The following is a 26,387-nucleotide window of genomic DNA, read 5'->3' on the forward strand; positions in this document are numbered from 1 at the left end:
ACGTCCGACCCTCCTCACTCCTGCAGCGCCTGACCGAGCACCGACAAGCACGCTTCGCTCTGATAGAAATCCCCCAGCGCCAGTTCCGCCCAGGCGCTCAATACACCTTGTTCCTTCAGTACCTCGGCGCCACGCGCCAACGCCGGCGCCAAGGTGTCGCGGCGCGCCGCCGTATCGGTGTGCATGGCCTGGGGCAGTGCGGGCAGACTCCATGACATCAAGCCCTCGATCGCCGCGCGAATGCCTTCCATTACCAGCCGTCGGCTGTAGTCCAGCGCGGCGACATGATCGGACAACAAGACTCCCTGGCGCACCAGGCCCGGCAACGCGTCATCCGGCACATCACGCAGTAACGCCGCCGGCTTCATCGGGGCGATACGGCCATAGGCATCGCGTGCCAGCTCGGCGATGCGATCGTTGCTCAACTCCCGATTCAACCACTGTTCACCGGTCTTGAGCGTGGCACGAATATTCTGTCTCAGGTAGGAACGAATGGGCTCTTCCAATCCACCCATGGCCCGGCCCACGCTTTTGCGGCCCAGCTTCATCATGCTGCTGACGCCGGGCAGCTTGGCCAAAGCATTTTCTTCCAGCAGGAAGTTCTTGATGCCGGTATAGAGCATCTCGCTGACCATCTGACTGATCAGCGGATGATTCAGCACCGCATGAATGGTCCGTTCACGCAGACTCCGCAGGCGCAGTAGTTGTTCCAGCAGGGCTTCGAACTGGTCTTCGTCGAGCAGCTCGCCGAAGGTCACCGGATCCTGGCGGGCGCTGTTCAACAGGGCGCGGGCCACCGATTCGATCACCGGCTGCAGCCCCTCGGCGGTGGCCACATGAGCAAGCCAGTCATCCACCACCTGACCGAGCACTTCGGCATCCACCAGAGCCCCCAGCGGTTGGTCCGCCAGTATCGTCACGCCCTGGTCCAGTAAGCCGTGCCAGTAATCCGGCTCACACAGACGTTGGCAGGCGTGTTCCACATGAGCTTGCTGCAAAGCTTCGGCCAGTTCTTTTCGCTTCATTGTTGTCGGTTCCGCTGTGTCCGTTTTGCTTGTTCCGCCGGCTACCGAATCCTTCTGGATCTTGATCCACGACAAGAGACGGTGCCCGCCGGCCCGGTGTAATACCACGGAACCCTGGCGATGCCGAGGGTTCGTGTCCAGGCCCGCGCGGTCGGGACGGCACTATCGTTGGTGTGGAATCGTCGATGTGGAATCGTCGGTGCGGACATGATGAGCCAAGAAGGGAGCTAAACATGCAACTATGGGGACGTGGCGCCTTGGCGCTGGCGCTAATCGGCAGTGTGGGTCTGGCCCAGGGGTACGAGGCCGGAGATATCTTGGTACGTGCCGGCGCGGCCACGGTGTCGCCCCGCGTGGACAGTGACGCTTTCTCGGTGGCGCCGTTGACCGGCGCCAAGGTGGATGTGAACAACGATACCCAGTTCGGCTTCACGGTCGCCTACATGATCAACTCGCGTTTTGGTGTCGAACTGCTGGCGGCCACACCGTTCAAACATGATCTCTATGTGGAAGGCGCGGGGCTGGGCCGTACCGATATCGGCGATACCAAACATCTGCCGCCGACCCTGATGGCGCAGTATTACCTGCCGGAACTGGGGCCGGTACGTCCCTATGTGGGGCTCGGCGTCAACTATACCTACTTCTTTGACGAGAACATTCACGATGGTGTGGTCAGTCCGCTGATCGGTGGCGCCAACGCCGATGTGTCGCTGTCCAACTCGGTGGGCTGGGCCGCTCAGGTAGGGGTGGATCTGGCCATGGGTGACACCTGGTTCGTCAACCTCTCCGCCTGGCGGGTGGATATCGATACCGAGGCGCGCCTCAAAGTGAACGGTTCCACCGTGGATAAAATCGATGTGGAACTGGATCCGTTGGTGTGGATGGTCGGTATCGGCCGGGCATTCTGAATCCCGCCTATCTTGCCGGGGTATGCTATGCCGGGGCGCTCAGCCCCGGCTTTGCCGTTGTCAGCTTTCTTCCTCGACCCGATCCGGGTAAGCCTGGCGCCAGTGCTCGAAGCCGCCGTCCAGACTCACCGCCCGGGTGAAGCCTTTTTCCGTCAGAAAGTCACAGGCCGACTGGCTGGAATGGCCGTGGTAACAATAGACCACCAAGGCCTGGTCGCGGGACGTGGTGGCCAGAAAATCGTCCAAGCTGGCCTGGGTCAGTGGCATGGCGCCGGGAATACGCGCCATGGCATGGCTGCCCGGGTCCCGCACATCAATGAACAACGCTTCTCCGCTGTCCAGAGTTTCCCGGCCTTGTTCCGGTGAGATTCGCTGGGCCATGACGCCTTCCTCGTTGAGTTGCGTTGAGTTGAGCTGCGTTTGCTGGTCTTTCCGCTTACCAGGAATGTTTCAGGCCTGACGCCGGTCTTCCAGTAGCGGTGCCGGCGGATGCTCGCAGGGCAGTTTCATGCCGATGGCTTCTTCCAGCTGCGGCAGCAGGAAGGCATCGTCCTCGCAGGCGAAACTGATCGACACGCCGCTGGCTCCGGCGCGGCCGGTACGGCCGATGCGATGGACGTAGTCCTCGGGATCTTCCGGCAGATTGAAGTTCACCACATGGGAGACACCGTCGATGTGGATGCCCCGCCCGGCCACGTCGGTGGCGATCAATACCCGAAGGTCGCCGGCGCGGAAGCGCTCCAGGGTCTTCATGCGCTGATTCTGCGGCACGTCACCGGAAATCAGCGACACTTTCAGGCCCTTTTTCACCAGCCGGTCGTTGAGCCGACGGGTAATGTCCCGGCGGTTGGCGAACACGATCACCTTTTCCATGTTTTCACTGATGATCAGGTTATACAGCAGATTGAATTTGTCTTCCGTAGCGGTGATATAGACCTTTTGCTCCACGGTCTCCGTGGTCACCTGGGCCGGCTCGATTTCCACCGTCACCGGGTCCTCGGTCCAGCGCTGGGCCAGCGCCATGACGTCCTCATTGAAGGTGGCGGAAAACAGCAGGGTTTGCCGGTGGCGGTTTGACGGCGTCATCCGCACGATGCGTTTGACGTCCGGAATGAAGCCCATGTCCAACATCCGGTCGGCTTCGTCCAGGACCAGTGATTCCACCCGGTCCAGCCACAGGTCGCGGCGTTTGGCGAAATCCAGCAGGCGGCCGGGGGTGGCCACAAGGATGTCGATCAGACGGGTTTGCAGGCGCTCCTGCTGACGGTTGAAGTTCATGCCGCCAACCACACTCATCACCTGCAGGTCGGTATAGCGGGCCAGTTGCAGCGCATCTTTTTCGATCTGCATCGCCAGTTCCCGCGTCGGCGCGACGATCAGAGCGCGCGGTTCACCGGCGTAGCGGGGCACCGTCAGAGGGTGACGCAACAAGTCGTTGATGACCGTGATCAGGAACGCGGCGGTTTTGCCGGTGCCGGTCTGGGCTCGCCCGATGGCATCCGCGCCGGCCAGAGTGTGGCGCAGGACCTCCGCCTGGATCGGCGTGCAATACTGGAAGCCTGTTTCGGCAATGCCGCGCATCAAAGGCAGTTCCAGATCGAAGTCATGAAAACGGACCTCGCCCTCTTTCTCCGGTACCTGGAACTGGTCCAGATCCCAATCGCTTGTTTTGTCTTGTCGCATCACGTTGCTCGGATTGCTCTCGCCGTCGGGTGGAAAGCACGGGCCATCACGGAATAAATGGCCGGATCAGGGAAACGTCGGCCTGTGCCCATGCAGTCATTCATAGTAGTGAAAGGGCCCCCCGGGGAACAATCGTCAGTGGAATACCAGCAGGCGATTGTTGGCGGGCATAGCGTGGTCAGCCAATAAAACACGTCCGTGGCGTGCAAACAAGGCCACTACCCACTCCTGGTCGCGAATTCCCATGCTCAGGGACTGGCTCTTGAGGTGCAGATCGAAGCGGCGGTTGCCATCGCCGGTGTAATGTCCCTGGTAATTGAACGGGCCATAAATGTAGGCACGGGCTTGTGGGGTCAGGTGCTCGCAGAGGTGTTGCACGCACCGCTCCACCAGCGGTCGGGACAGGATGTGGAAGGTGTTGGCGGTGTAGACATGACGGAAACGATGCTCCGGCCAGCGGCCTTGTACCCGCAGCATGGTGGCCGCTTGCAGGGAGGGGGAGGGATGAGCCTCCAGCCAGCGGTTCAGGCCGGTCATGTTCTCCGGCTGCTCACTGGGGTACCAGCGAACATCCGGGAACCGGGGCGCCATCCAGATGGCGTGCTGACCGGTGCCGGAGCCGATCTCCAGCAGGTCGCCGTGATCCAGATAGCGGGCCAGCACCTCGGCGATGGGCCCCTTGTTGTTCTCGGCGGCTTGGGAAAACGGTCTTTGCATAGGGTGTCCGGTCGTGGTGGGATCGTCCCCGTCTTCGGGCTGTCGCCGCCACGACCGGTGCGGCGCTAGCGCCGCATCAGTTTCTGGCCGGCCACCATCAGACGCTGGTAGCTGGTCGGCAGCAGCCGCTGCATGCCGTCGATGGCCAGGGCGTCGGAGCCGATCAGTACTCGACGTTTATTGGCCCGCACGCCCTTGAGGATGGTCCGGGCCGCTTCCTCGGGGGTGGTGCGGAACAGTTTCTCGAAATCCCGGCGGGCCTTGTCGGCATCGGTGCCGGTGATTTTTTCCATGCCGCTGCCCATACGGGCATTACGGGCGATATTGGTCTTGATGCCGCCGGGATGCACGGTGGTGCAGGAAACCCCGCCGTTCTCGATCTCCAGTTCCTGGCGCAGGGATTCGGTGAAGCCCCGAACCGCGAACTTGGCGGCGTTGTAGGCGGACTGGGTCGGTACGCCAATCAGCCCGAAGACACTGGAGACGTTGACGATGTGCCCTTCGCCCGCGGCTTTCAGGTGCGGCAGGAAGGCCTTGGTGCCATACACCACGCCCCAGAAATTGATGCCCATGAGCCACTCGAAATCCTCGTAGCTCATCTCTTCCACGGACGCGCCCAGAGCGACGCCCGCATTATTGATGACCAGATGGGCGGCGTCAAAGTGGGCCATCACTTCGTCGGCGAAGGTATAAACCGCGTTCCGGTCAGCGACGTCGAACACCTTGGATATGACTCGTTCCGAATCCAGGCCAAGTGCTTCGACGGTCTCCCGCAGGCCTGCCTCGTTAACGTCGGAGAGTGCCAGTTTGGCGCCCTGGGCAGCCAGTTGTCCGGCCAATGCGCGACCGATGCCGGAGCCGGCGCCGGTGATCACCGCGACCTTGTCCTTGAAACTTTTCATGTTGGAAATTCCCATGACTACGTGGAGCGGAGTGTACCGGCATCGATCATGCATAACGGGCCAATTGCCAACGGGGGACTGGCTCCGCCGCCAGCGGCGGTGGGCCCTGATGTCGATCAGCGGGAGTTGGGTCGGGCGTTGATCGCGTGGCCGAATATGACAGGTGGATTTTGGAATTGTTGCGCTTTTGTCAAAGTGTCGCCGCGGTCGACGTTTTGCGATGGAATTTCCGCTAACAATGCACCTCAATGGTAAAAATAGCGGCTCAAGTGCAAGTAAATGAGTATCCCGCGTCGCATTTGGAGCGAAGAACGCTAGAGGATAAATTGTAACCAGTGTTAACCTTCGCTTTTCGTACGATATAGAAGAAGCCGATCTACATGGCCTTGAACAAATGGATGCATTGGGGGATGGGCGCCTTGTTGGTGGTGGCTTTCCTGGTGGGTTTGCCGGGGCATGCGCTGCAATCCGATCCTCCTTTTATAGCCGAACACGTTCCCTCTCATGATGTGGTCGATGGGCAGTGGCAGATGCGTTTCGCCTCCGATGCGGAAACCGCTCTGGTCCACGCTGCTTCCATGGTGGAGCTGCCGGATGGCCGTCTGCGCGCCTTCTGGTTCGCCGGCAGCCGGGAGGGGGCGCAGGATGTGGGTATCCACTCCTCCGTTTTCGATCCCGGCGCTGGTGTCTGGAGTGAAGAAACCACCGTGGTCAGCCGGGATCAGATCAGCCGGGGCTGGGGCCGCCATGTGCGCAAGTTGGGCAATGCGGTGCCGGTCCTCGACGATAATGGCCGCATGCGCTTGTTCGTGGTGGCGGTGAGCTTCGGCGGCTGGGCCGCCAGCCGTATGGTGGTGCTGGAATCCTGGGATCAGGGCGCGTCCTGGAAATTTGACCGGGCCTTGACCACTTCACCCTTCCTCAACATCAGCACGCTGGTGAAGACGCCGCCGTTGCGGTTCGCCGATGGTTCGGTGGGGCTGCCGGTTTACCATGAGATGATCGGCAAATTCGGTGAAATGCTGCGTCTGGATGAGGATAACCGGATTCGGGACAAGTCCCGCATCGGCCATGGCCGCAAGGCGATTCAGCCATTGGTGCTGGTGGACAGTCCGCACCGGGCCACCGCTTTCCTCCGCAACGAGAGCGACGACCACCCGGGCATGCTCTACCGCAGTGATACATATGACGGCGGCGTCGAATGGACGCCACTGGTTTCCTCGGGATTACCCAACCCCAGCGCCGCCGTTGGCGGGGTGGCGTTGAGCGAAGGGCACTGGTTGCTGGTGGCCAACTGTAATTCGGTGGAACGGGATGATCTGTGCATGCGCGAAACCCGGGACAGCGGCCGTACTTGGACCGATCGCATCTACTTTCACAACCGCGCTTCCTGGCGCGGCGGCGACCTGGAAGAAAACCGTTTCCTCAATATGATCGGCGAGGAACTGGAAGGCACTTTCGGCGTTATCCGCAATCAGCCCTACCTGCAACGGGTGGAACACAACAAGTGTTTCCCGCGTGGCTGCGAATTCCAGTACGACTACCCCTACGTCATTCAAGCCAGTAACGGAGATCTCCACGTGCTCTATACCTGGAATAAATCCGCCATTCGCCATGCCTGGTTGCCGGCCAGGCAGCCGGACAAAGGGGGGAGAGGGTGATGCTGGTGTCCGTGGTGGTTTGTGCTTTTATTCTGGTGGCGGTGTCGCTGCGCCTGTCCAGCCACTGGCCGGTGCGCCGCCGTGCGCTGGTGGCGATGACGGTACTGGTGTTGGCGCTACTGCCGTTTCCGTATGGCTTGGCGCCCTGGGTACTCAGTTACCTGGGGGACTTCAGTCTGACCTCCGGCATGCTGGCGCTGCTGGCCATCCTGCATCGTCTGCGCGGCCATCAGTTCCTCTCCATGGGACAGACCCGCATGGCCTGCCTGCTGCTGGTGTTTCTGGCTCTGTGGTTCTATCCAATGAGTCTGGGTTCCAGCTACGAGGACCCGTACGCCTGGGGTTTCGGCGATCTCATATTCAGCTGCATGCTGCTGCTATTGGGTGTGGTGGCCTGGCTGAGCCGCGCCTATGCCAGTTGCATCATTCTGGTGGTGGCGCAACTGTCCTACGCCTGGCGGCTGCTGCCGTCCGATAACCTCTGGGACTATCTGATCGACCCCTGGCTGGTGTTCTGGGCCAGCGGCTGGCTGATCCGTGATCGCCTGCTGGCGCGCCGGGCCCGTCAGCGTCTGGCGGTGAGTCAGCCGGAGGCGGCATCGGCCGCGCCGGTCCGTACCGAATCCTGAGTAGAGCAGCGGGTACAAGCAGGCGAACAGGCACGCTCCCACGAAGCCGCTGTAGGAGCTTGCCTGCAAGCGAATATCCCGAAGGCCTGAGAGGCCCCCATTCGCTTGCAGGCAAGCTCCTACAGTCCACTGTCCCCAGGCCTGCAAGAGGGCCAAGGGTTTGGCGTGCCGGCGTGTGGCGCGCCAGCCTGCCGTCAACCGTAACGGCTGGCCAGCCGCCGGCCACTGAGATGAGCCACCCCATAACCCACCAAAAACATCAATACATTGCCGATCAGGCCGGTGTAGTACAGATCAAAGGGCGCGCGTAGCGCTGCCGGCCACCAGCCCTGCTCCGACAGCAGTGTCCAGCCGGTGAAGAGCAGGGTGCAGATCAGGCCGCACCAGGCAGAGAAGGTGTTGCCGGTGCGCGTGAAGAACCCCAGCAGGTACAGTCCGAGCATACCGCCGCCCAACAGCGATACCAGAATGGTGGAGGTGTCCTGCAGGGTGCGAGTGGTGGCGCCGTTGAGCCAGAGGGCGCCCACGATCATCAGGACCATGGTCAGCGCCGCGGCACCGCGTGCCACCGCCAGATAGTGGCGATCCTCCCGATCCGGCCGCCAGTGGCGACGGTAGAGGTCGACAACGGAAACCGTGGCCACGGCGTTGATGCTGGAATCCAGCGAACTCATCGCCGCCGCCAGCGCCGCCGCTACCACCAGCCCGGCGATGCCGGCCGGCAGATATTCGGTAATGAACCAGGGCAGGATGGTTTCCGCCCGGGCCGTGCCGGCCAGTACCTCCTGTGACTGCTGATCGGGGAAGTGCTGGAAGAACACCCAGAGCCCGGTCCCCAGCAGCATATAGAAGGCCCACAGCGGCAATGCCGTGAACAGATAGACCCACAAGGCGCGACGCGCTTCGCCGAGGGAGCGGGCGGCACAGTAACGTTGCACTGTGTTCTGATTGCTGGCGTATTCGGTGAGCCAGTTGGTGAGGCCGATGAACAACATCATGGTGGCGGTTTTTTCACTCAGCGACAGTGTCCAGCGCGTGGTTCGCGGGCCGTCCTCACCCCATTCCGCCAGGGCGAATTTACCGGCCTGGCCGGCTTCGCTGAACAACTGGGCCAGCCCGCCGGGCAGGGTGTCCACCACGATCCACAGGCACAGCACGCCACCCAGGATCAGCACCACGGTTTGCAGCACATCGGTCCAGATTACCGCGTCGATGCCGCCGACCACGGTGTACAGCCCGACGAACAGGCCGCTGAGCACGATGGCGGTGGCCGGCGGGATCGAAACCAACTGCTGAATCAGCAGCGACAACAGCCACAGGATCATCGACACCCGTACCAACTGGGCGATGATGAACGCCGTCGCACCGTACACCCGCAGGCTCGGTCCGAAGCGCTGTTCCAGATATTCATAGGCGCTGGTCAGATTGCCACGGCGAAAAAACGGCAGGAAGAACCAGGCCGCCATGGCGATGGCGAAGGGCAACGCCAGATTGGGTAGATAGCGCAGCCAGCCAGTCTTGAAGGCATCGGCCGGGTAGGCGAGAAAGGTCACCGAACTGATCGAGGTGCCGACCAGGGACAGGCCGATGACCCAGCCGCGAAACCGGCGCCCGCCGACGAAGTACTCTTCGGTGCTGGTATTGCGTCGCGAGCAATACAGCGCGATGACCAGTACCACCAGCAGGTACAGGGCCATCACGGCCCAATCGGCGAAGGCCAGATTCATGGCGTGAAGATCCGGTTATTGTTCGATGTACACCTGATCGGCCTGTTCGCCCCGATCGGATTGCCGTGTGGTGAAGCGTACCCGGGTGCCGGTCCGCAGGCTGCGGCGCCCTCCGTTCTGGACCGCCTTGAAGTGGACGAAAATTTCCTCCTCATCGTCGGTAAGGATGAAACCGAAGCCTTTATTGGGATTGAACCATTTCACCTCGCCGTGGCGCATGGTGCCGCCGCCGCTGAGTCGCAATTTTTGCCAGGGCAGCAACGGCAGCAGGTAAATCAGCACCGGAATCCACAGCCAGGCGGCGACGCCGAAGGCCACCTGCCCGTGGGCCAGTACCAGCCCTACCAGGTAGAAGAACACCGCCAGATGCAGGGGCAGACGGCCGGGCCCGCCAAGCGGACACACCAGATTTACCGCGGCGGCCAGCAGCAGACCCAGGCCGGCCTGTTGGGACAATACCGGGGAGACCATCAGCTCAATGTCATGCACGGAGAGGATCAGGGATTGCGGCGCGAAAATAAGCCAGGCGCCGCACAGGGCCAGTAACAAGGCTGCCAGCATATAAAAGGCGGCCAAAGGTTTGGAAACTTTCATGGAATGGACGTTACCTTATGCTCATTGGGCTCGGGACCCTCCCCGAAAAGCGGAGAGGAACGTCACGCCGGTGCTACCGGCGGGCGGCCAGGGCCGATGGTCGTTTCCGCGCGCCTCCTCTCGTGGGGGAGCGTCGCCTCCGCGGGCAAAGAGGGGATAAAGGACGAGCCCCGGAGTAGATCGGCCTGCGTTATCATTATGATCGCCGCCGGGTCATTGTAACCAAGGCGGCGGATAATCTCACACCCGCCAGGGCCGAAATGGGCAGTAGAGGCGTTACTTTGCGGTATCCGTTTTTATCCGACAGTTTCTTTCAGGCCTTGGCGCGCAGCGGCGCCACCGGTGAAGATGCCGGTTGGCTGCCTCGTCATGTGCAACTTGATGGCGGTTTTTTGCCGTTATTCGAGCGCCGGGACTCCCGTGGTGAGTACGTGTTTGATTACGCCTGGGCGGACGCCTACGAGCGTTACGGCTACCGCTATTATCCGAAGCTGGTCAGCGCCATTCCCTATACCCCGGTGGTGGGACCGCGTTGGCGGGGGGACATCGACGCCGACCGAATGTGGACGGCGGTGCGCGAGCGGGTGGCGGAAACCGGTGCTTCCGGCTGGCATCTGTTGTTTCCGGACCGGGCCAGCCGCGTGGCGCTGGCGGAGCTGCCGTTGATCGAACGGCAGGCCTGTCATTTCCGCTGGTTCAATCATGGCTATGCCGACTTTGGCGATTTCCTGGCGCGCTTCCAGTCACGCAAACGTAAGAACCTGAGGCGCGAACGGGACAAAGTCACGGCACAGCACATCCAGGTGGAGCGACGGCTGGGTTCGACGCTGAGCACGGCGGAGTGGGCGCACTTTTACCAGTGTTACGCCAGCACCTATCTGAAACGAGGGCAGTGGCCTTATCTTACCGAATCCTTCTTCACCGATTTGGCCGCCGCCCAGGGAGATCAGATGATGGTGGCGCTGGCCCGCCATCAGGACGACACCGTGGCCGCGGCTTTATACCTGTTCGACGATCAGGCTCTGTACGGCCGTTATTGGGGCTGCCTGCGCGAATTCGATGCTCTGCACTTCGAACTTTGCTACTACCAGGGCATTGAATTCGCCATCGAGCAGGGGCTGGCGGAGTTCGATCCCGGCGTGCAGGGCGAGCATAAACTGTTGCGCGGATTTGAACCGGTCATTACCTATTCTCTGCACTGGCTGGCGGAACCGGAGTTTCAACACGCGGTGGCGGATTTCTGTGCCCGGGAAGCCCGGCATGTCAGCGGCTACCGGGAAGAAGCGCTGACGCTGTTGCCGTTCCGGTCGGATCTTTCATGAGTTCCCCACGTCGCCCTGCTGCTGCATCAGCAATGCCATGGTGATGCGATCGCAGGGATCCGCCTCCGGGTGTTCCGGGTGCTTGGGGCCCAGCTCGTCGCTGACGTCCTCCAGGCTGCTGTTGTCCGGCTCATCCAGATCCACCAGGAACTCCAGGACGCGGCCCTGGGGATCCACCAGTGTGCCGGTGTAGGTGTGCTGATCGAAGGGGCAGAGACTGGCGAATAGGGTGCGGCCCAGGTCCAGTCCCTGGTTCGAGAACCATTGATTCAACGCCGGATCGAGCAGGCCCTGGCGTACTTCGCGGGTGGCTTGATGAACCGCGTCACGGGTGACGCGGTGGCTTATTTTTTCCAAATGCATTGTTTTTTCCATGGCATCCGCATTGACGGAAAATCAGCGGGTCCGACGAAACAAAGGTGGCATGGGGCTGTCGAGGAGGGCGCAGAGCGCCCTTAACAGTTCTGTTTCCGCCACCTGAATCTGGCCGTCGGCGAGTATCAGGTCGGCGGCGGTATCGATCACCGCCGATTTGAGCGGGGGTGTCAGCCGATTCAGACGCGCCACTGAATGATTCATTCGCTCCGGTGTGCAGCGGTCCGGAGGTAACAGCTGGCGGCCCGCCGGCAGCAGTCCCCGGGTGGCTTGTTGAAACAGCGTCACGGCCGTGTGACGGGCGCTGTCGGCGGCCCAGGCCAGAGCGGAAAACACCACCTGCAGATCCGCCGCCACCGCGGCGAAGCGATGCAGGGCCGGTTCCGGCAGTCGTTTGGTGGGCAGTAAGCGGGTCCGGGCCAGTGCGCACAGCGCCCAGCAGAGCAGGTCGCGGTTGCCTCTCTGACGGGCGATTCCCAGTAGCTGATCGACGATGGCCTGACGCCGCGCCAAGGGCTGGCGCGCCAGGGTTGGCAGTGCCAGATCCAGCAACGGCAGGCGCAGGCGGGTACCCAGCTGTCGTACTTGCTGGATCCACTCGCCGCGTTTGCCGCCGGCCAGCGCCGATGGTATTGGGCGGGGCCCCAGCGCCAGCGCGTACAGAATGGTTTCGGCGCCTTCGTTGCCGGCCAGGGCTTGCCGCAGGGGCTCCGGAATACTGGCCACCAGGGAACGGGCGTAACCCAGATTGGCATCGTCAAGAAAACCGATATGTTGGGAAGCGCGCGGGTCGCGGCGCGCCCGCACCCGGGCGCGCGCATTCCAATCCGGGCCGAGCGCCCGCAGGCGTTGTTCCAGTGGCGGGTGAGAAGAGAGCAGGGCGCGCAGATGAATGGACACGGTTTCGGCAAAGCCCATGTGACTGATGTCCTCGGCATACAGGGAATGCAACAAGGAACCGCCGCCGTTGCGAATCTTGATCAGGGCGCCAGCCAGGCCTTCACTTTGCCGGGTGAACTGTACCGCGCAGGCGTCCGCCAGATGCTCGCGCTGCCGCGAGATGGCGGCCTTGATCAGACGGCCAAAGAACAGCCCGGCGTAGCCCACCGTCATCATCAGGACGCCGCCGGTGAAAAAAAGTGGCTGATAGCGATGCCGCCGGGAGATCGGCTGCAACAGGAATTCGCCCACTTTTCCCACTGCCAGAATGCCGGAGAGCGCGGTCATCAGTTGCAGATTGAGGCGCATGTCGCCGTTGAGGATATGGCTGAATTCATGGGCCACCACGCCCTGCAGTTCCTCCCGGCTCAGTTGCTCCAGGGCGCCGCGGGTGACCACCAGCAGAGCTTGATCCGGGCGGGCGCCGGCGACGAAGGCATTGATGCCGGCTTCGTCGTCCAGCACGAACAGGCGTGGCACCGGCAGACCACTGGCGATCGCCATTTCCTCCGTCACGTTGCGCAACCGGCGCAGTGGCTGGTCGCCGGCGTCGGCGTCCACTTCCCGTGCCGACAGCAGCGCGGTGAGCGCGGTGGCGCCGCCGCGCAATTGCCAGGCCTTGCGTAGCGAGCCGTAAGCCATGATCGACAGCGTCGACAGGCTGACCCACCAGAACGGACTGCTGCCGAGCCAGGGCGCGGACGCCAGGCCGGGCAGCAACAGGCGGACCAGCACCACGGTCACCAGATTGACCGCCGCGGTGACTCCGGCGAGGGCCAGCAGGAAGTACAGCGCCAGCAGCAGGGTGCGGCGCCGGGCCTGGGTCTGATGCTGGAAGAAGTCCATCGCCGCCGTGGCCTCAGAGTCTGACCGTGACCGCTTGACGTGCCGTCGCGGTTTCCAGTGACAGCAGGTCGGCGGCGCGGAATGGTCCGAACAGACCGCCGATCAGGTTATTCGGGAACTGCTCGCGGTAGGTGTTGTAGCCCATCACGGTGTCGTTGAAGGCCTGGCGGGCGAAACCGATGCGATTCTCGGTGCTGGTGAGGGCTTCCATCAGCTCGGACACGGTGGCGTCCGCCCGCAGTTCCGGATGGCTCTCGGCCACGGCCCGAAACTGGGCAAGGCTGCCGGAAAGCAGATTCTCAGCCTGTGACAGACGTGCCATGGCATCGCTTTCGCCTGGTTGGCGGGCGGCATCGGTGCGGGCTTTGGCGGCGTCCCGGCGGGCTTCGGTGACCCGGGTCAGAGTGTCTTGTTCGTGGCGCAGATAAGCGCGGGTGGCGCTCACCAGATTGGGAATCAGGTCGTGGCGGCGTTGCAACTGCACATCGATCTGAGCGAAAGCATTGCGATACTGATTACGCAGACGGATCAGCCGGTTGTAGACGGCGATCAGATACAACAGCAGCGCGGCGATAACGCCGGCGAATAGCCACTCCCCCATACTATCCCCCCAGAATGATAGTAACGTGGTTCCCCGGATTGTCGTTCCTCGCGAGCGGCGGCGGTCAGGAGCAGACGGGGCCGGTCACGGGACGTCATATTATTGGTGAATGCCGACCTCGCATCCGGCGGGCCTTCATCCCCACCGGTTAAGTTACTGTAATGCCGCCGTACAACCAAGTAGGGCGGCGGGCCGGCGTGACCGAATTAACATTTGTCACGTGGCCCCGGAGAACAATCGCGGTCTGTGGACCTCTGGTGTTCCATGGTTTTGGGCCGGCACGCTTACACGCAACACGCCTTATTCGCGAGCAAGCTCGCTTCCCACAGGGGCTACGAAGTCGATGTGGGAAGCGAGCTTGCTCGCGAATACAGTACGAATTCATGTCCGCAGGGCCACGCAAGCGGGCCAAGGGTTTGGCGTGCTTGCGTGTTGCGTGTCAGTGTGCCTGCGAGTTGTGGGACGCCAGTGGTCCACGAACTGCGATTGGCGCGTAAGCGGCGCTCAGACGATGAAGGGATAAAGCGGGATGTAGTGGTCGACCAGCAGCGCGGTGAACAACACGAACAGGTAGGTGATGGAGTAGCCAAAGGTCTTCATCGGCAGTTTGGGGTCTTCCGAGAAGCGCAGGCGCACCGCGTGCACCAGGAAGATGGCGCCGAGAATGACCGCGGCGATCAGATAGATCAGCCCGCTCATACCGGTGAGGTACGGCAACAGCGAGCACACGAACAGCAGAATGGTGTAATAGAGCACCGATTCGCGAGTGAAGGGAATGCCGTGGGTCACTGGCAGCATCGGGATATCGGCCTTGGCGTACTCATCGGCCCGATGAATCGCCAGCGCCCAGAAGTGCGGCGGCGTCCACACGAAGATGATCAACACCAACAGCCAGGCGTGGGGGTGGAGTTCGTTGGTCACCGCCACCCAGCCCAGCAGCGGCGGGATGGCGCCGGCGACGCCGCCGATAACGATGTTCTGTGGCGTGGCGCGCTTCAGATACAGGGTATAGACAAAAGCGTAGCCGACAAAACCGAACAGGGTCAGCCAGGCGGTCATCGGATTGACCAGGAAGTACAGCATGGCCATCGACAGCATCGCCAGTGCCACGGCGAATGCCACCGCCGCTCGCGGTGACAGCTTGCCCGCCACCAGTGGCCGCTGCTCGGTGCGTTTCATGATCGCATCGATCTTCTGGTCCATGATCTGATTGATGGCGGCGGAGGCCATCATCGCCAGAGACAGTCCGACGAACGCCGGGATAAAGATGTGCAGCGGAACCATGCCCGGCGGATCCGTGGCCAGGAACATGCCGGCCACGGCGGTCACCATCAGCAGCATGACCACGCCAGGCTTGGTCAGGGCCAGATAGTCTCGCCAGGTGGTGGTGCTCATGAACGCTATTCCCCGTTGGGGCCCGGTCGGGCGCTGGTGCATTTGACGTTGATGGCGCGGATGAACAGAACCAGGGTGATCAGCAGAACCACCGCGCCGAAGTTGTGCGCCACCGCTATCTTCAGTGGCACGGAAAATACCACATTACCGATGCCAAGACCCACTTGCACCAGCAGTAACAGCAGGATCACACCGGCGAAATTGCGAAAAAAGGTACTGTGGGCACGGCGCAGGATACGGGCCACCAGGGTCAGCACCAGCAGCGAGACCAGCAAGGCACCGAAACGATGCATCACATGGATGGTGGTCCGGGCGTCGTTTTCCAGCACACCGAATTCGTAGTCGGGCAGGTCATGCTCGTGGCCCCAGAAAATAAAGGCATCGGCGAAATTGAGGTGGTCGGTCCAGCCGGACTCACACACCGGCAGTTCGGTACAGACCACCGCCGCGTAGTTGGCGGTGGTCCAGCCGCCCAGGGCGATCTGCAGAATCACCGCCGCCAGGGCCAGGCCGGCCAGTGGCTTGAGGGTGCGGACATCGCAGTCGTTGAGAAATTCCGGCCAGCGGTAGAGACGGGCGGCCAGCAGCGACAGCAAAGTGAGGGTGGTGAAGCCGCCGAGCAAATGCAGCATGACGATGGTGGGTTGCAGCCCCATGGTCACCGTCCACATGCCCAGCAGGCCCTGGAAGATCACCAGCACTACCAGGAACAGCGGCAGCTTCAGCGGTTGTTTGGCGCGCTTGCGATTGATCCAGCTGAGCGCCGCGATGATCAGGATGGTCAGGCCCAGCACGGAGGCAAAGTAGCGATGGACCATCTCCGGGATGGTTTTGTGGGCCTCGCGCAAAGCGCCGGGAGCCGTCGAATTGACATCGGACACGTGTGCCACGGCTTTCCGTACATCCAGGTGGCCGTAGCAGCCGGGCCAGTCCGGGCAGCCCAGACCGGCGTCACTGAGGCGGGTCCAGGCGCCCAGTGCGATCACGCCGGCGGCGAGGACAATGGCTACAATCGTCATGCGACGCAGCCAGATTTGGGAAAACGTCAGGGTTTGCATGATTTCGGGACCTGCTGGTGTTCATCCGATCAACGTGCGGGTTGGCCGCGCGGGATAAAAGCACGGGCCGCCCAAACAGTGGCGCCGGATAGGCGCTAACCGATCAGGGAGCCCTTGAGTGTCCGTTTCAAATCCAGGCGGATGTTCTCCGCCTCTTCCAGAGTGGCGTCCATGTCCTCGTGGGTGGGGTAACGCATGAAAATCTGGCCGTCGGGACTGACCAGATAAATATCCCCCACCGGTGAAGACTGACTCTCGCCGTAAGCGGCTTCGAGCGTGGTTTTCAGGGTCTCCAGGTCACCCTGGACCTCCTCCATGCCGGCGACATTGTCGTCCAGGAAAGCACGGAAGTCCGCATCCGGTTGCCGGGTAAGCACCACGACCCGGCGTACGCGCTGCGCATCCTCGGTGAGTGCCAGGCGAACCTGGCGCATCTGATAGTAGAGGCCGTTCTTGCAGCGGCTGTCACAGCCGTCGCCGGCGACGTACATCATTGTCCAGCGGCCGCTCATGTCATCGGCCCGGTAGGGATCGTCGGTGCTTTCCACCAGGCCCAGATCCGACACCGGAATATGCGGAATCAGCAACTGGCCCTTGTTCTGGCGCGGCAGTTCCCAGGGGTCGATCAGGTAACGACCGGCCAGAAAAAACAGCACGAAGGGGCTGAGAATGGCCAGCAGAGTGAGTCTGTTTTTGCTGCGAGGGGACATCGGTTTATAGGTCCAGTTGATCCTGTCGGCGTGCCTGCCGCCGACTCGCTACCAGAAAGACCACCAGGGCCGCCACGGCCAGCCCCAGCCACTGCAGCGCGTAAGCCTCGTGGCGTTGCGGGCTGATGATGGTTTCCGCGTCTTGCCAGGGTTTCGGCAATGGCGCCTGATCGCCCAGGCCTTGATCCGCGGCAAGGCGAATTTCAAAGGGCGCCAATTCTACCCCAAGTCGGGCGCCGATGGCTGCAAAATCCACCTTTTGTACCCGTAAAGGCCATTGATTGTCCGGCAGGGGGGTGTCCTTGAGCACCAGCGCGCGGCTGGAAGGCTCGTATATCGTGCCGTTCACGGTGAGCGGGCCGATCACCGGCGGTACCGCGGGCAGCACAGCGCGGTCGTTGCCACGGGGCAGCCAGCCACGATTGATCAGCACCCAGCGGCCGTCGTCGGTGCGCAGCGGCGAAAGCAGGTAATAGCCGGCGATGCCCTGATTCATACGGTTGTCCAGCAGAACCGGGTGGGTGTTGTCGAGTTCGCCGCTGACGGTGATGGGCAGATGCTGGCGGTCGTGACGGCTCAACGCCCCGGACAACGACAGCGGCGCGCCGGCGGCTTTGTCGGCCTGGTCCGCAAGCCATTCTCTCTTCTCGTCCGCGCGCTGCCATTGCCACCAGGACAAGCCCAGGCACACGGCAACCACCACCAGCGTGAGTGCGGTGGCAAGAGGGGAAAACAGGCGGGGTTTTCCGGCCATGGGCGATCTCCGGGTAACGGCGGCCGGCGGAGCGTGCACTTCACCGCCGGGGGGCTACAATGGGCGCACATTGTACATGAACAGCGAGTGTGGAAGGTGCCTGTATGTGGTGGGTGAAACTGATCGTCATCGTGCTGCTGGCCGCGGCCGTGGTCTCCCTGGGGCGGGCCTTGATGGCCCTGGTCCGTAATGAAGGCAAGGAAGGTAAAACCATGCGCGCGCTGGCCTGGCGGGTGGGCTTCTCGGCGGCGGTGTTCATTTTTATTCTGCTGAGCATGATGATGGGCTGGATCCAGCCCCACGATGTCAATCCGACCACCTTGTATGGCGAGCCGGTGCAGCAACAAGAAGAGTGAGGGACGCCATATCGTGAGCAGGACCGAGCCATGCGCCTGGATCGTTTGCTAAGCCACTCGCCACTTTATAGCCGCCGACGAAGCCGGCTGCTTATCAGTGCCGGGCGCCTGCGGGTGGACGGTGAAGTGGTGCGTGACCCTCGCCACGAGGTGAGCACCTTCCAACGCGTGGAACTGGACGATGCCCTGTTGCAAGCCGGGCGCAGCGCCCGTTACTGGATGTTGCACAAGCCGGTAGGCGTGGTCAGCGCAACCCGGCATGACAGCCACCGCACCGTGCTGGATTTACTCGACGAGGCGGACAAACACGAGCTGCATCTGGCCGGACGGCTGGATCTGAACACCAGTGGCCTGCTGCTGCTCAGCAACGACGGGCACTGGTCGCGGCGCATCACCCTGCCGGAGCAGCGCAAACCCAAGGTTTATCTGGTCGACACCGAGCAACCGATCAGCGCCGACTACGCCGAGGTGTTCGCCCGTGGCCTGTATTTCGCCTATGAAGACCTCACCACCTTGCCGGCCCGGCTCGAACTGCTCGGCAGTCATCGTGCCCGGCTGACCCTGTTCGAGGGGCGCTACCATCAGGTCAAACGCATGTTCGGCCACTTCCGTAACCGTGTCGTCGCTCTGCATCGCGAGCAAATGGGGGAGATTCACCTCGATCCGAACCTGGCGCCGGGCCAATATCGGGCGCTGACGGCGGCGGAGATCGCCAGCGTCTAGTAGGAAGCGGCATTGCCCTCCATCGGGCCTTGGAGACATAAATTCGGAGGCCGCTACAACGCTGCTGTGGGAGCTTGTCCGGGCGGCGGGCCGCTGCAAGCGAATTGGGCTTTCGGACCCCCAAGATTCGCTTGCAGGCAAGCTCCCACAGCAGCTCCGTAGCCCCTTCTGTGCCAGCGGTCGACGTGTTAACAGGCTGGCCCACAATGTTGTTGGAGTCCGCAAGACCTTCGTACAGACCCGCTTCGAGAAAACTGCAAGGTTCCGGGCTCCAATAGCGGTGAACCTTTCGGGAAAGGGGGCATCTCGTTGTCCATCCCACCGTGGTTCCCTGGGAGCGGTTGGAAGAACACCCACGCCTGCGATTACCTCGAAGCTGATCTGTGTTACGCCTTTGCGGGACCCTGTCGAACAGGGACGTTCGACCGGGAGCCTACATGGACGTATTCACGGCGTTCCCGCAAAGGCGTAACACAGATCAGCGTCCTTGATGGAGAGTAATCCCGTTCCTCTCAAAGCAGCCCATGAACCATAAAAAAAGCCCCGGCATTGCCGGGGCTTTTGGTGTTCGGGATGGCGGCGGCGGTTATAGCCAGTACACCACCACGAACAGGAACAGCCACACCACGTCCACGAAGTGCCAGTACCAGGCCCCCGCTTCCCAGGCGAAGTTGTTCTCGGCGTCGAAATGGCCCTTGATCACCCGGATCAGCGTCACCGCGAGGAAAATGGTGCCAATGGTCACGTGAGCACCGTGGAAACCGGTGAGCAGGAAGAACAGGCTGCCGTAGATGCCGGCGTCCAGGGTCAGGCCCATTTCAGTATAGGCATGGATGTACTCTTCCACCTGCAGACCAAGGAAGATTGCGCCCAGCAGCACGGTGATGGCCTGGAAGCCGATCAATTTGCCGCGTTTGCCAGCCAGCAAGGCGTGGTGGGCGATGGTCAGAGTGATGGAGCTGGTCAACAGGATGGCGGTGTTGATCGCCGGCAGGCCCCAGGCGCCCATCGCCTGGGTGGTGGTGCCGCCCGGCGTTTTCACCAGAGGCCACATGGCCTGGAAGTCCGGCCACAGCAACTCGTGAGTCATGGCGTTACTGCCAGCGCCACCCAGCCACGGCACGATCAGCCAGCGGGTGTAGAACAGAGCGCCGAAGAAAGCACCGAAGAACATCACCTCGGAAAAAATGAACCAGAGCATGCCCTGGCGATAGGAAATGCCCAGTTGATGGCTGTGCAGCCCGCCACGGGATTCCTTGATGGTGTCACGCCACCACAGCGCGATGGTCAGCCACAGCCAGGCCAGGCCGAAGAAGAACAGCGGCCGGCCCCAGGAACCGGAAAAGGTGTCCGGGTCGGTGGCCTGTTGAATGAAGTGCGCACCGCCGAAGGCGGTCATGAACAGCCCCACCGAGGCCACCAGGGGCCAGGGGCTGCTCTCGGGTACATAGTACTTATCGGTTGCCATTGAATTGGTCTCCTCTACCACCGGGTTTTAGCGCACCACGGTGTCGCTTTTGTTATCAGTCCCGGTTACACGTTCGGTCACATCGAACATGGTGTAGGACAGGGTCAGGGTGGTGATGTGCTTGGGCAACTCCGGATCCAGGTAAAAAATCATCGGCATTTCCTTCATCTCCCCCGCCGTCAGTGTCTGCTGATCAAAACAGAAGCACTGGGTTTTGTGCAGGTAGCGCGCCGCCTGCCCGGGGGTAATGGAGGGGATGCTCTGGGTGATGATGTCGTGGTCCTTGGGATTGCTCGCGTAGAAATTCACCAGCGTGATCTCGCCCGGATGCACGCGCACCCGGTGGGTTTTAGCGTAGAAGCTGCCGTTCACGCCGGCCCCGTTCTGGGTAATGAATTCCACTGTCACGACCCGGTCCTCCACCACGGTTTCCGGCGATTGGGTCGCCGCGGTGTTGGATGTTTTGCCGTTCAGGCCGGTGATGTCACAGATGACGTTATAAAAAGGCACCATGGCGAAGGCGAAGCCGAACATCGCCACCGCCCAGATAAGGAGCTTCTTCAAAGTGCGGGCGTTGCGGGCCTGCAGATCGTCGTTGCTCATGGTGCCTCCCTCTTTCCGTCGGATCCGTTACTTCACCACCGGGGGGGTGTCAAAGGTGTGGAAGGGGGCCGGAGACGGCACTTCCCATTCCAGACCTTCGGCGCCGTCCCAGGGCTTGGCTTCCGCCTTCTCGCCTTTCTTCAGGGCACACTGCAGACACACAGCCAGGAAGAACAGCTGGGAAAGACCGAACCAGAACCCGCCGATGGAGATCCAGAAGTTGTAATCGGCGAATTGCAGAGCGTAGTCGGCGTAGCGGCGCGGCATGCCGGCCAGGCCCACGAAGTGCATCGGGAAGAACAGCAGATTCACGGAAATCAGAGAGTTCCAGAAATGCAGTTCACCCAGCACCTTGTTCGGCATCATGCCGGACCACTTCGGCAGCCAGTAGTAGGCGGCGGCGAACATGGTGAACACGGCGCCGGAGACCAATACGTAGTGGAAGTGCGCCACCACGAAGTAGGTGTCGTGGTACTGGAAGTCCACCGGAGTGATCGCCAGCATCAGACCGGACAAGCCGCCGCAGGTGAACAGGATGACGAAGGTGATGGCCCACTTCATCGGCAGCTCGAAGGTCATGGAACCGCGCCACATGGTGGCCACCCAGTTGAATACCTTCACCCCGGTGGGCACCGAGATCAGCATGGTCATGTACATGAAGAACAGAGTGCCGGCCAGCGGCATGCCCACCGTGAACATATGGTGGGCCCAGACCACGAAGCTCAACAGCGCGATGGAAGCGGTGGCGTACACCATGGAGGCGTAGCCGAACAGCTGCTTGCGCGCGAAAGTGGGAATGATCGCCGACACGATACCGAACGCCGGCAGAATCATGATGTACACCTCGGGGTGCCCGAAGAACCAGAACACGTGCTGGAACAGAACCGGGTCGCCACCGCCGGCGGCATCAAAGAAGCTGGTGCCGAAGTGGCGGTCGGTGAGCATCATGGTAACGGCGCCGGCCAGTACCGGCATCACCGCGATCAGCAGGAAGGCGGTGATCAGCCAGGTCCATACGAACAGCGGCATTTTCATCAGGGTCATGCCCGGTGCCCGCAGGTTGAACACCGTCACGATCACGTTGATGGCGCCCATGATGGAAGAGATCCCCATCATGTGGACCGAGAGGATGAACAGATCGGTGGAGGCCGGGCCGTACTTGGTGGACAGCGGCGCGTAGAAGGTCCAGCCGAAGTTCGGAGCGCTCGGGTTGCCATGGCCGAAGGCGCTCAACAGCACCGAGCTCAGCAGAATGGTGAACGCGAACGGCAGAATCCAGAACGACCAGTTATTCATACGCGGCAACGCCATGTCCGGCGCGCCGATCATCAACGGAATCAGCCAGTTGGCCAGACCCACGAAACCGGGCATGACCGCCCCGAAGACCATGGTCAGACCATGGACGGTGGTCATCTGGTTAAAAAACTCCGGATCAACGAATTGCATCCCGGGCTCGATCAATTCGGCCCGAATGATCATCGCCATGAAACCGCCGGCCAGGAACATGGCAAAGCTGAACCACAGGTACAGCGTACCGATGTCTTTGTGGTTGGTGCTGAACAGCCAGCGCTTCAGGCCGGTCGGGGCGTGGTGATGGTCGTGATCATCGTGTGCTGCGGCAACAGTACTCATCGCGGTCCCCTCCCTTACTCTTCTTCGTGGACATCTTCGGGTTGGATCAGATCGCCGGAGTCATTGCCCCAGGCGTTCCGCTCATAGGTAATCACCGCCGCGATGTCCTTGGGCGTCAATTGACCTTTGAAAGCCGGCATGGCATTGCGGCCTTCAAGCACGACATGAATATGCTCTTCGCGGTGCTCCGGTTTGATAGCGAAATCATCGCCGGCGAACGGCAGCCCAATGCCGCCTTCGCCGTTTTGCCCGTGGCACAGCGCGCAATTGGAAGCGTACACCTTTTCGCCCACTTCCATGGCGGCATCCAGGCTTTCGAACGGCGTCAGGTCAGGCGCGGCGGCGGCTTCCTCTTTCTTCTGCGCCAGCCAGTCCTGGAATTCGTCCTGAGTCACCACGTTGACCATGATTGGCATGAACGCATGATTCTTGCCGCACAGCTCGGCGCACTGACCATAGTAAGTGCCTTCCTCGCCCTCGGGAACCAGTGCCCAGGTTTCGTTGACGAAGCCCGGGATGGCGTCCTTCTTGCCGCCAAAATCGGGGATCCAGAACGAGTGAATCACGTCATCGGAAGTGACCAGGAAACGAACCTTCTGGCCGGAGGGAATAACCAGCGGGTTATCCACTTCGAGCATGTAGTTGTGATCCTTGTCTTGGGGCGGCGTGCCGACGCGGTCCTTGGCGGTGCCGTAAGGGAACAGGCCGCCGGAGAGCACCGGGTTCTCGTACTGTTCAGGCGGCGTGGCCAGGGAGGAGATAAAGGAAACGCCGACGTCGTTGTCGTCCTGGTAGGTGAGGTATTCGTAACCCCATCTCCAGCGATAACCGGTCACTTTGACGGTCAATTCGGAATCGGCGGTATCGTCCAGTTCAATCAGCACCCGGGTGGCGGGTACAGCCATGGCGATCAAGATGATAAAAGGAATGATCGTCCACAGAACTTCCAGGAAAATATTTTCATGGAAGGTGGCTGGAGTTGGGTGTTTGGATCGGCGATGTCGAATCATCGAGATCAGGATCAGCCCGAAAACCAGCAGGCCGATAATGGATACGATCCACAACACGGTATTGTGCAAGCCGTGGACTTCCTGGGCGACGGCGGTCACCCCGGGTCGCAGGTTGTGGTCGGAACGTTCAGCCCAGTCGCTGGCCGTGGCCAACCCGCTGATCATCAGCGAGGTCAAGCCGACCGCCATGCGGTGGAACAGAGTTGACTGCATGCGTTTGCTCCCTGTTTTCCCCGGCATGGTACCCCCCAGTAAGGAGTCCAAGCCCATTCTTCGCCTTCTTAGCCGTCACCGGCACCTGGAACCGGGCCCAGGCTTTTACATGAGGATGCTGTGGAGCCGTTGCCGGATTCCAGGCCCAAAACGGGACGGGGCAGACCAAAAAAGCGGCTGCCCAAACGTCTCGCGAAGGGGGAAATTCCAACCAAATCAACAAATTACCTGAATATGAGTGGTTTGGTTCGAATTTCCAGGGTGCGGCAAAATGCCCCACGGCATACGGCGGGTAACTCTAGACATTCAAGGGGGTAAAGTCCAGCCGGAATGCCGCATATCACGTGGCTTGGGGAGGGTGTGCCCGGGCCGATTTATGCTAGACTGCGCCCCCCGTTTCGACCCCTGCGCAGGGATTCAGGAATGTCCAAAAGCCGTCAGATTTATAGGGTTATTTTCCTCAATCAGGGGCAGATCTATGAGATCTACGCCGCCCAGATCTATCAAAGCGAACTCTACGGTTTCATCGAAGTAGAGGAATTTTTATTTGGCGAACGATCGCAAATGGTGGTGGATCCGTCCGAGGAACGGCTGAAGAGCGAATTCGCCGGTGTCCAGCGCTCGTTCATTCCCATGCATGCCATCATCCGGGTGGATGAGGTGGAGAAGGAAGGGGTAGGTAAAATTACCGAGGCCACCGGCTCCAATGTGACCTCCTTCCCCATGCCTTTCGGGCCTGGCGGCAAGAAATAGCGGATCCGCCTCGGATGGTGGACACAAAAAAAAGGCGCCGGCGGTTCGTACCGCCAAGCGCCCCGAGGGTTGCCTGATTATCTACAAGGGAGAAACTGCACAAGATTAGTCAGTGCCGTTGGCGGCAAGTTCCCGGTAAAGCGTTCAAATTCAGAATTTTTCCTCTTCGCTTTCTCTGGACGGTGTTTCGGTGGCCGAGGTGGCGCCCGGTTCCAGGGTTTCCACCGTCGGTGAGTCGATATCGCTGCTCTCCACCCGGGCCAGGGTGGGTTGGGACAGCCAGAGCGTGGCGGTGATCGCCAGCAAGCCTTGAATTGCCAGTCTGGGCATGGGAACTCCTGATTTTTCGTGTCGGTGGTTCCGAAATTGCACTTTCAATGTGACGCCGGAGAAGAGCAGGGGTTCCCTCTGTCGTTTCGTTAGCGGGCCAACTGGAAGATGTCGATGATGGTTTGGGTGGCATCCAGGATACGAACCACCTCATTGTCGATGACATAGTCGGAATAGCCGTAGCCGCCACGATAGCCGTCACCGTAGTAGCTGTTGGGCAGGCGGTAGCCGAACCGGCGGAGGTCATCGGACAGGCGATGGCCGGATTGCAGTTTCTTGCGCCATCCCGGCGGCAGCTCGCCAGTGCGGGCCAGCTTCTTGCGCAGTCCCGGTGGCAGATCCGAACGGGTGGGGTAGCGCTGATAAAAGCGGCCAAGCCGATCCCGCTCATCCCGGGAGAAGCGGTAGTCGCGCCAATCACGGTCGTTATGGTACTCGATCCGTTTTTCCACTTTATGGGGTTTGCCGTTGTGCTTGTTGCCGTTTCCGGCCCAGGGGGGCGGATCCGCCTGCGCTGCGCCGGTGGCCAGCAGGGCGCCCACAGCCAGTGTTGTAATCAGTTTGCGGCCCATGGTTGCGTCCTCCTTATGGATTCTGTGCAATGTTTGTTTCTCCAATATAGAGCCGGATGGCGTTTGAGAAAGTGTGCCAGAACCCGGGATTACGAGATTTTATCTTTGCCACGGTGTTATCGCGCCGTTTGATATGACGGGAGAGGAATATGTCGGAAGTTGAAGTGCGGACCGTGTCCTATGAGGTGAACGGAGCTCCCTTCGAGGGGGGGCTGCTGTATCCGGCGGTGGGTAAGCCTGACCGGGCCCTGCTGATGGCGCCGAACTTTTACGGTGTCAGCGACGCCGCCGAGAAGCTGGCCCGGGAACGGGTCGGAGAGCGTAATGTCATTCTGGTCCTGGATCCCTACGGTGTGGACGTGCGTCCCGGCAACGCCGGAGAAGCGGCGGAGGCCATGGGCGCGATCCGCAACGACAATGCCGCTCTGCGCGCCCGGTTGCGGGCGGCGCTGACGGTGTTGCGCGAGGAGGCGGGCAAACTGGGCGTGGCCGATGATCGGTTGGCGGTGTTCGGCTTTTGTTTCGGCGGTGCCTGTGCTTTGGAGTTGGCCCGCGACGGTGCCCGCATTCGGGCGGCGGCTTCGTTCCACGGCCTGCTGGAGACGCCGGAGCCGGAGCAAAGTGGCCCGATTCAGGGGCCGGTGCTGGTGATGAACGGCGCCGACGATCCCATGGTCAGCGCCGAAGCGATCGCCGCCTTCAAGGTGGAGATGGACAACGCCGGCGCCGACTGGACCTTTATCAACTACGGGGGAGCGGTGCACTCCTTCACCGATCCCAACGCCAGCAACCCGGGTACCAGCGAATACAACGCCAAGGTGGCGCGGCGGGCGTTTGCCGCCATGGACGATCTGTTCGACGAGGTGTTCGCCGACTGATCC

Annotated in this window: 28 protein-coding genes; 8 read left to right on the forward strand and 20 right to left on the reverse strand. The window is 61.4% G+C overall.

All coding sequences use genetic code 11. From position 1 onward, the window contains the following. Positions 1-14: 14 nt before the first annotated feature. Positions 15-1,025, reverse strand: a complete 1,011-nt coding sequence (locus MA04_RS02955) for a hypothetical protein (protein WP_262459392.1) — start codon at positions 1,023-1,025, stop codon at positions 15-17. Between the two features lie 233 nt (positions 1,026-1,258). Between MA04_RS02955 and MA04_RS02960 the strand changes: the two genes are divergently transcribed. Continuing rightward, positions 1,259-1,933 (forward strand): OmpW/AlkL family protein, encoded by a 675-nt coding sequence (locus MA04_RS02960; RefSeq protein ID WP_014993480.1) that lies wholly within the window; start codon positions 1,259-1,261, stop codon positions 1,931-1,933. 60 nt (positions 1,934-1,993) lie between these two features. Here the strand turns inward: MA04_RS02960 and glpE are convergent, their stop codons facing one another. The 4 genes from glpE to MA04_RS02980 all read right to left on the reverse strand — a co-directional run bounded on the left by glpE (position 1,994) and on the right by MA04_RS02980 (position 5,235). Continuing rightward, positions 1,994-2,314 (reverse strand): thiosulfate sulfurtransferase GlpE, encoded by a 321-nt coding sequence (gene glpE / locus MA04_RS02965; RefSeq protein ID WP_163127816.1) that lies wholly within the window; start codon positions 2,312-2,314, stop codon positions 1,994-1,996. 69 nt (positions 2,315-2,383) lie between these two features. Continuing rightward, positions 2,384-3,616 (reverse strand): ATP-dependent RNA helicase RhlB, encoded by a 1,233-nt coding sequence (gene rhlB / locus MA04_RS02970; RefSeq protein ID WP_022996081.1) that lies wholly within the window; start codon positions 3,614-3,616, stop codon positions 2,384-2,386. A 135-nt stretch (positions 3,617-3,751) separates the two neighbouring features. Then, on the reverse strand, positions 3,752-4,333 hold the full coding sequence (locus MA04_RS02975) for a DUF938 domain-containing protein (protein WP_163127818.1): 582 nt from the start codon (positions 4,331-4,333) through the stop codon (positions 3,752-3,754). A 65-nt stretch (positions 4,334-4,398) separates the two neighbouring features. Continuing rightward, the gene (locus tag MA04_RS02980) at positions 4,399-5,235 is read right to left on the reverse strand and encodes an SDR family NAD(P)-dependent oxidoreductase (RefSeq protein ID WP_041716892.1); all 837 of its coding nucleotides are present in this window, start codon (positions 5,233-5,235) and stop codon (positions 4,399-4,401) included. Positions 5,236-5,615: 380 nt separating this feature from the next. Between MA04_RS02980 and MA04_RS02985 the strand changes: the two genes are divergently transcribed. Then, the gene (locus MA04_RS02985) at positions 5,616-6,896 is read left to right on the forward strand and encodes a sialidase family protein (protein ID WP_262459393.1); all 1,281 of its coding nucleotides are present in this window, start codon (positions 5,616-5,618) and stop codon (positions 6,894-6,896) included. Next, complete coding sequence (locus MA04_RS02990) at positions 6,896-7,525, forward strand: hypothetical protein (RefSeq protein ID WP_163127822.1); 630 nt, start codon at positions 6,896-6,898, stop codon at positions 7,523-7,525. Before MA04_RS02985 ends, MA04_RS02990 begins: the two co-directional genes overlap by 1 nt. Positions 7,526-7,719: 194 nt before the next feature. Here the strand turns inward: MA04_RS02990 and MA04_RS02995 are convergent, their stop codons facing one another. Then, positions 7,720-9,252 carry a sodium:solute symporter gene (locus MA04_RS02995; protein ID WP_262459394.1) on the reverse strand — a complete coding sequence of 511 codons (1,533 nt, stop codon included), beginning with the start codon at positions 9,250-9,252 and terminating at the stop codon, positions 7,720-7,722. Positions 9,253-9,267: 15 nt separating this feature from the next. Then, positions 9,268-9,846: a cold-shock protein gene (locus tag MA04_RS21770; RefSeq protein WP_316252567.1), complete on the reverse strand. Its 579-nt coding sequence runs from the start codon at positions 9,844-9,846 to the stop codon at positions 9,268-9,270. Between the two features lie 281 nt (positions 9,847-10,127). Here MA04_RS21770 and MA04_RS03005 point away from each other — a divergent pair, with 281 nt between their 5' ends. After that, positions 10,128-11,168: a GNAT family N-acetyltransferase gene (locus MA04_RS03005; protein WP_262459395.1), complete on the forward strand. Its 1,041-nt coding sequence runs from the start codon at positions 10,128-10,130 to the stop codon at positions 11,166-11,168. Here the strand turns inward: MA04_RS03005 and MA04_RS03010 are convergent. The 7 genes from MA04_RS03010 to MA04_RS03040 form a co-directional block, all read right to left on the reverse strand. Beyond that, the gene (locus tag MA04_RS03010) at positions 11,163-11,531 is read right to left on the reverse strand and encodes a hypothetical protein (RefSeq protein WP_262459396.1); all 369 of its coding nucleotides are present in this window, start codon (positions 11,529-11,531) and stop codon (positions 11,163-11,165) included. The two genes, MA04_RS03005 and MA04_RS03010, sit on opposite strands and share 6 nt — an antisense overlap. A 33-nt stretch (positions 11,532-11,564) precedes the next feature. After that, entirely contained in the window at positions 11,565-13,328 is a 1,764-nt protein-coding gene (locus MA04_RS03015; RefSeq protein ID WP_262459397.1) for a M48 family metalloprotease, read from the reverse strand. Between the two features lie 13 nt (positions 13,329-13,341). Continuing rightward, on the reverse strand, positions 13,342-13,929 hold the full coding sequence (locus MA04_RS03020) for a LemA family protein (RefSeq protein WP_026949586.1): 588 nt from the start codon (positions 13,927-13,929) through the stop codon (positions 13,342-13,344). 504 nt (positions 13,930-14,433) lie between these two features. Next, positions 14,434-15,324 (reverse strand): heme o synthase, encoded by an 891-nt coding sequence (gene cyoE / locus MA04_RS03025; RefSeq protein ID WP_022996094.1) that lies wholly within the window; start codon positions 15,322-15,324, stop codon positions 14,434-14,436. Between the two features lie 5 nt (positions 15,325-15,329). Next, complete coding sequence (locus MA04_RS03030; protein WP_262459398.1) at positions 15,330-16,382, reverse strand: COX15/CtaA family protein; 1,053 nt, start codon at positions 16,380-16,382, stop codon at positions 15,330-15,332. A gap of 95 nt (positions 16,383-16,477) precedes the next feature. Next, a complete protein-coding gene (locus MA04_RS03035; protein WP_262459399.1) occupies positions 16,478-17,092 on the reverse strand; it encodes a hypothetical protein in 615 nt (204 codons plus the stop codon). A 4-nt stretch (positions 17,093-17,096) separates the two neighbouring features. Then, positions 17,097-17,846, reverse strand: a complete 750-nt coding sequence (locus MA04_RS03040) for an SURF1 family protein (protein ID WP_163127838.1) — start codon at positions 17,844-17,846, stop codon at positions 17,097-17,099. A gap of 104 nt (positions 17,847-17,950) precedes the next feature. Between MA04_RS03040 and MA04_RS03045 the strand changes: the two genes are divergently transcribed. Both MA04_RS03045 and MA04_RS03050 read left to right on the forward strand, forming a co-directional pair. Then, positions 17,951-18,202, forward strand: a complete 252-nt coding sequence (locus tag MA04_RS03045) for a twin transmembrane helix small protein (RefSeq protein WP_163127839.1) — start codon at positions 17,951-17,953, stop codon at positions 18,200-18,202. A gap of 30 nt (positions 18,203-18,232) precedes the next feature. Then, positions 18,233-18,925, forward strand: a complete 693-nt coding sequence (locus tag MA04_RS03050; RefSeq protein WP_163127841.1) for a pseudouridine synthase — start codon at positions 18,233-18,235, stop codon at positions 18,923-18,925. 586 nt (positions 18,926-19,511) lie between these two features. Here MA04_RS03050 and MA04_RS03055 read toward each other — a convergent pair. Genes MA04_RS03055 through coxB form a run of 4 tightly spaced genes read right to left on the reverse strand, consistent with a single transcriptional unit; the run spans position 19,512 to position 23,851 of the window. Next, on the reverse strand, positions 19,512-20,393 hold the full coding sequence (locus MA04_RS03055) for a cytochrome c oxidase subunit 3 (RefSeq protein ID WP_133490328.1): 882 nt from the start codon (positions 20,391-20,393) through the stop codon (positions 19,512-19,514). A 27-nt stretch (positions 20,394-20,420) separates the two neighbouring features. Then, positions 20,421-20,996, reverse strand: coding sequence for a cytochrome c oxidase assembly protein (locus tag MA04_RS03060; RefSeq protein ID WP_014993500.1), 576 nt, complete (start codon positions 20,994-20,996; stop codon positions 20,421-20,423). A 27-nt stretch (positions 20,997-21,023) separates the two neighbouring features. Then, positions 21,024-22,628 carry a cytochrome c oxidase subunit I gene (ctaD, locus tag MA04_RS03065; RefSeq protein ID WP_163127843.1) on the reverse strand — a complete coding sequence of 535 codons (1,605 nt, stop codon included), beginning with the start codon at positions 22,626-22,628 and terminating at the stop codon, positions 21,024-21,026. A 14-nt stretch (positions 22,629-22,642) separates the two neighbouring features. Further along, positions 22,643-23,851, reverse strand: coding sequence for a cytochrome c oxidase subunit II (gene coxB / locus MA04_RS03070; protein WP_014993502.1), 1,209 nt, complete (start codon positions 23,849-23,851; stop codon positions 22,643-22,645). Between the two features lie 423 nt (positions 23,852-24,274). Between coxB and MA04_RS03075 the strand changes: the two genes are divergently transcribed. Beyond that, complete coding sequence (locus MA04_RS03075; protein ID WP_014993503.1) at positions 24,275-24,604, forward strand: DUF1820 family protein; 330 nt, start codon at positions 24,275-24,277, stop codon at positions 24,602-24,604. A gap of 150 nt (positions 24,605-24,754) precedes the next feature. Here MA04_RS03075 and MA04_RS03080 read toward each other — a convergent pair whose 3' ends face one another. Both MA04_RS03080 and MA04_RS03085 read right to left on the reverse strand, forming a co-directional pair. Beyond that, positions 24,755-24,934 carry a hypothetical protein gene (locus MA04_RS03080; protein ID WP_163127845.1) on the reverse strand — a complete coding sequence of 60 codons (180 nt, stop codon included), beginning with the start codon at positions 24,932-24,934 and terminating at the stop codon, positions 24,755-24,757. An 89-nt stretch (positions 24,935-25,023) separates the two neighbouring features. Further along, positions 25,024-25,506 carry a hypothetical protein gene (locus MA04_RS03085; RefSeq protein WP_240342845.1) on the reverse strand — a complete coding sequence of 161 codons (483 nt, stop codon included), beginning with the start codon at positions 25,504-25,506 and terminating at the stop codon, positions 25,024-25,026. 149 nt (positions 25,507-25,655) lie between these two features. Between MA04_RS03085 and MA04_RS03090 the strand changes: the two genes are divergently transcribed. After that, complete coding sequence (locus MA04_RS03090) at positions 25,656-26,384, forward strand: dienelactone hydrolase family protein (RefSeq protein WP_262459400.1); 729 nt, start codon at positions 25,656-25,658, stop codon at positions 26,382-26,384. Positions 26,385-26,387: the final 3 nt, after the last annotated feature.

Origin of the sequence: Alloalcanivorax balearicus MACL04, assembly GCF_025532145.1 — a bacterium.
Classification (GTDB): domain Bacteria; phylum Pseudomonadota; class Gammaproteobacteria; order Pseudomonadales; family Alcanivoracaceae; genus Alloalcanivorax; species Alloalcanivorax balearicus.

Excerpts from the sequence above, each read along its gene's own strand:
- MA04_RS02990 (WP_163127822.1), top strand. The coding sequence starts at position 6,896 with ATGCTGGTGTCCGTGGTGGTTTGTGCTTTTATTCTGGTGGCGGTGTCG.
- MA04_RS03080 (WP_163127845.1), bottom strand. The coding sequence starts at position 24,934 with ATGCCCAGACTGGCAATTCAAGGCTTGCTGGCGATCACCGCCACGCTC.
- rhlB (WP_022996081.1), bottom strand. The coding sequence starts at position 3,616 with ATGCGACAAGACAAAACAAGCGATTGGGATCTGGACCAGTTCCAGGTA.
- glpE (WP_163127816.1), bottom strand. The coding sequence starts at position 2,314 with ATGGCCCAGCGAATCTCACCGGAACAAGGCCGGGAAACTCTGGACAGC.
- MA04_RS02980 (WP_041716892.1), bottom strand. The coding sequence starts at position 5,235 with ATGAAAAGTTTCAAGGACAAGGTCGCGGTGATCACCGGCGCCGGCTCC.
- MA04_RS02995 (WP_262459394.1), bottom strand. The coding sequence starts at position 9,252 with ATGAATCTGGCCTTCGCCGATTGGGCCGTGATGGCCCTGTACCTGCTG.
- cyoE (WP_022996094.1), bottom strand. The coding sequence starts at position 15,324 with ATGAGCACCACCACCTGGCGAGACTATCTGGCCCTGACCAAGCCTGGC.
- MA04_RS03055 (WP_133490328.1), bottom strand. The coding sequence starts at position 20,393 with ATGGCAACCGATAAGTACTATGTACCCGAGAGCAGCCCCTGGCCCCTG.
- MA04_RS03045 (WP_163127839.1), top strand. The coding sequence starts at position 17,951 with ATGTGGTGGGTGAAACTGATCGTCATCGTGCTGCTGGCCGCGGCCGTG.
- MA04_RS03010 (WP_262459396.1), bottom strand. The coding sequence starts at position 11,531 with ATGCATTTGGAAAAAATAAGCCACCGCGTCACCCGTGACGCGGTTCAT.
- MA04_RS03075 (WP_014993503.1), top strand. The coding sequence starts at position 24,275 with ATGTCCAAAAGCCGTCAGATTTATAGGGTTATTTTCCTCAATCAGGGG.
- ctaD (WP_163127843.1), bottom strand. The coding sequence starts at position 22,628 with ATGAGTACTGTTGCCGCAGCACACGATGATCACGACCATCACCACGCC.
- MA04_RS02975 (WP_163127818.1), bottom strand. The coding sequence starts at position 4,333 with ATGCAAAGACCGTTTTCCCAAGCCGCCGAGAACAACAAGGGGCCCATC.
- MA04_RS03090 (WP_262459400.1), top strand. The coding sequence starts at position 25,656 with ATGTCGGAAGTTGAAGTGCGGACCGTGTCCTATGAGGTGAACGGAGCT.
- MA04_RS03040 (WP_163127838.1), bottom strand. The coding sequence starts at position 17,846 with ATGGCCGGAAAACCCCGCCTGTTTTCCCCTCTTGCCACCGCACTCACG.
- MA04_RS02960 (WP_014993480.1), top strand. The coding sequence starts at position 1,259 with ATGCAACTATGGGGACGTGGCGCCTTGGCGCTGGCGCTAATCGGCAGT.
- MA04_RS02985 (WP_262459393.1), top strand. The coding sequence starts at position 5,616 with ATGGCCTTGAACAAATGGATGCATTGGGGGATGGGCGCCTTGTTGGTG.
- MA04_RS21770 (WP_316252567.1), bottom strand. The coding sequence starts at position 9,846 with ATGAAAGTTTCCAAACCTTTGGCCGCCTTTTATATGCTGGCAGCCTTG.
- MA04_RS02955 (WP_262459392.1), bottom strand. The coding sequence starts at position 1,025 with ATGAAGCGAAAAGAACTGGCCGAAGCTTTGCAGCAAGCTCATGTGGAA.
- MA04_RS03060 (WP_014993500.1), bottom strand. The coding sequence starts at position 20,996 with ATGAGCAACGACGATCTGCAGGCCCGCAACGCCCGCACTTTGAAGAAG.
- MA04_RS03015 (WP_262459397.1), bottom strand. The coding sequence starts at position 13,328 with ATGGACTTCTTCCAGCATCAGACCCAGGCCCGGCGCCGCACCCTGCTG.
- MA04_RS03020 (WP_026949586.1), bottom strand. The coding sequence starts at position 13,929 with ATGGGGGAGTGGCTATTCGCCGGCGTTATCGCCGCGCTGCTGTTGTAT.
- MA04_RS03030 (WP_262459398.1), bottom strand. The coding sequence starts at position 16,382 with ATGCAAACCCTGACGTTTTCCCAAATCTGGCTGCGTCGCATGACGATT.
- MA04_RS03085 (WP_240342845.1), bottom strand. The coding sequence starts at position 25,506 with ATGGGCCGCAAACTGATTACAACACTGGCTGTGGGCGCCCTGCTGGCC.
- MA04_RS03050 (WP_163127841.1), top strand. The coding sequence starts at position 18,233 with ATGCGCCTGGATCGTTTGCTAAGCCACTCGCCACTTTATAGCCGCCGA.
- MA04_RS03035 (WP_262459399.1), bottom strand. The coding sequence starts at position 17,092 with ATGTCCCCTCGCAGCAAAAACAGACTCACTCTGCTGGCCATTCTCAGC.
- coxB (WP_014993502.1), bottom strand. The coding sequence starts at position 23,851 with ATGCAGTCAACTCTGTTCCACCGCATGGCGGTCGGCTTGACCTCGCTG.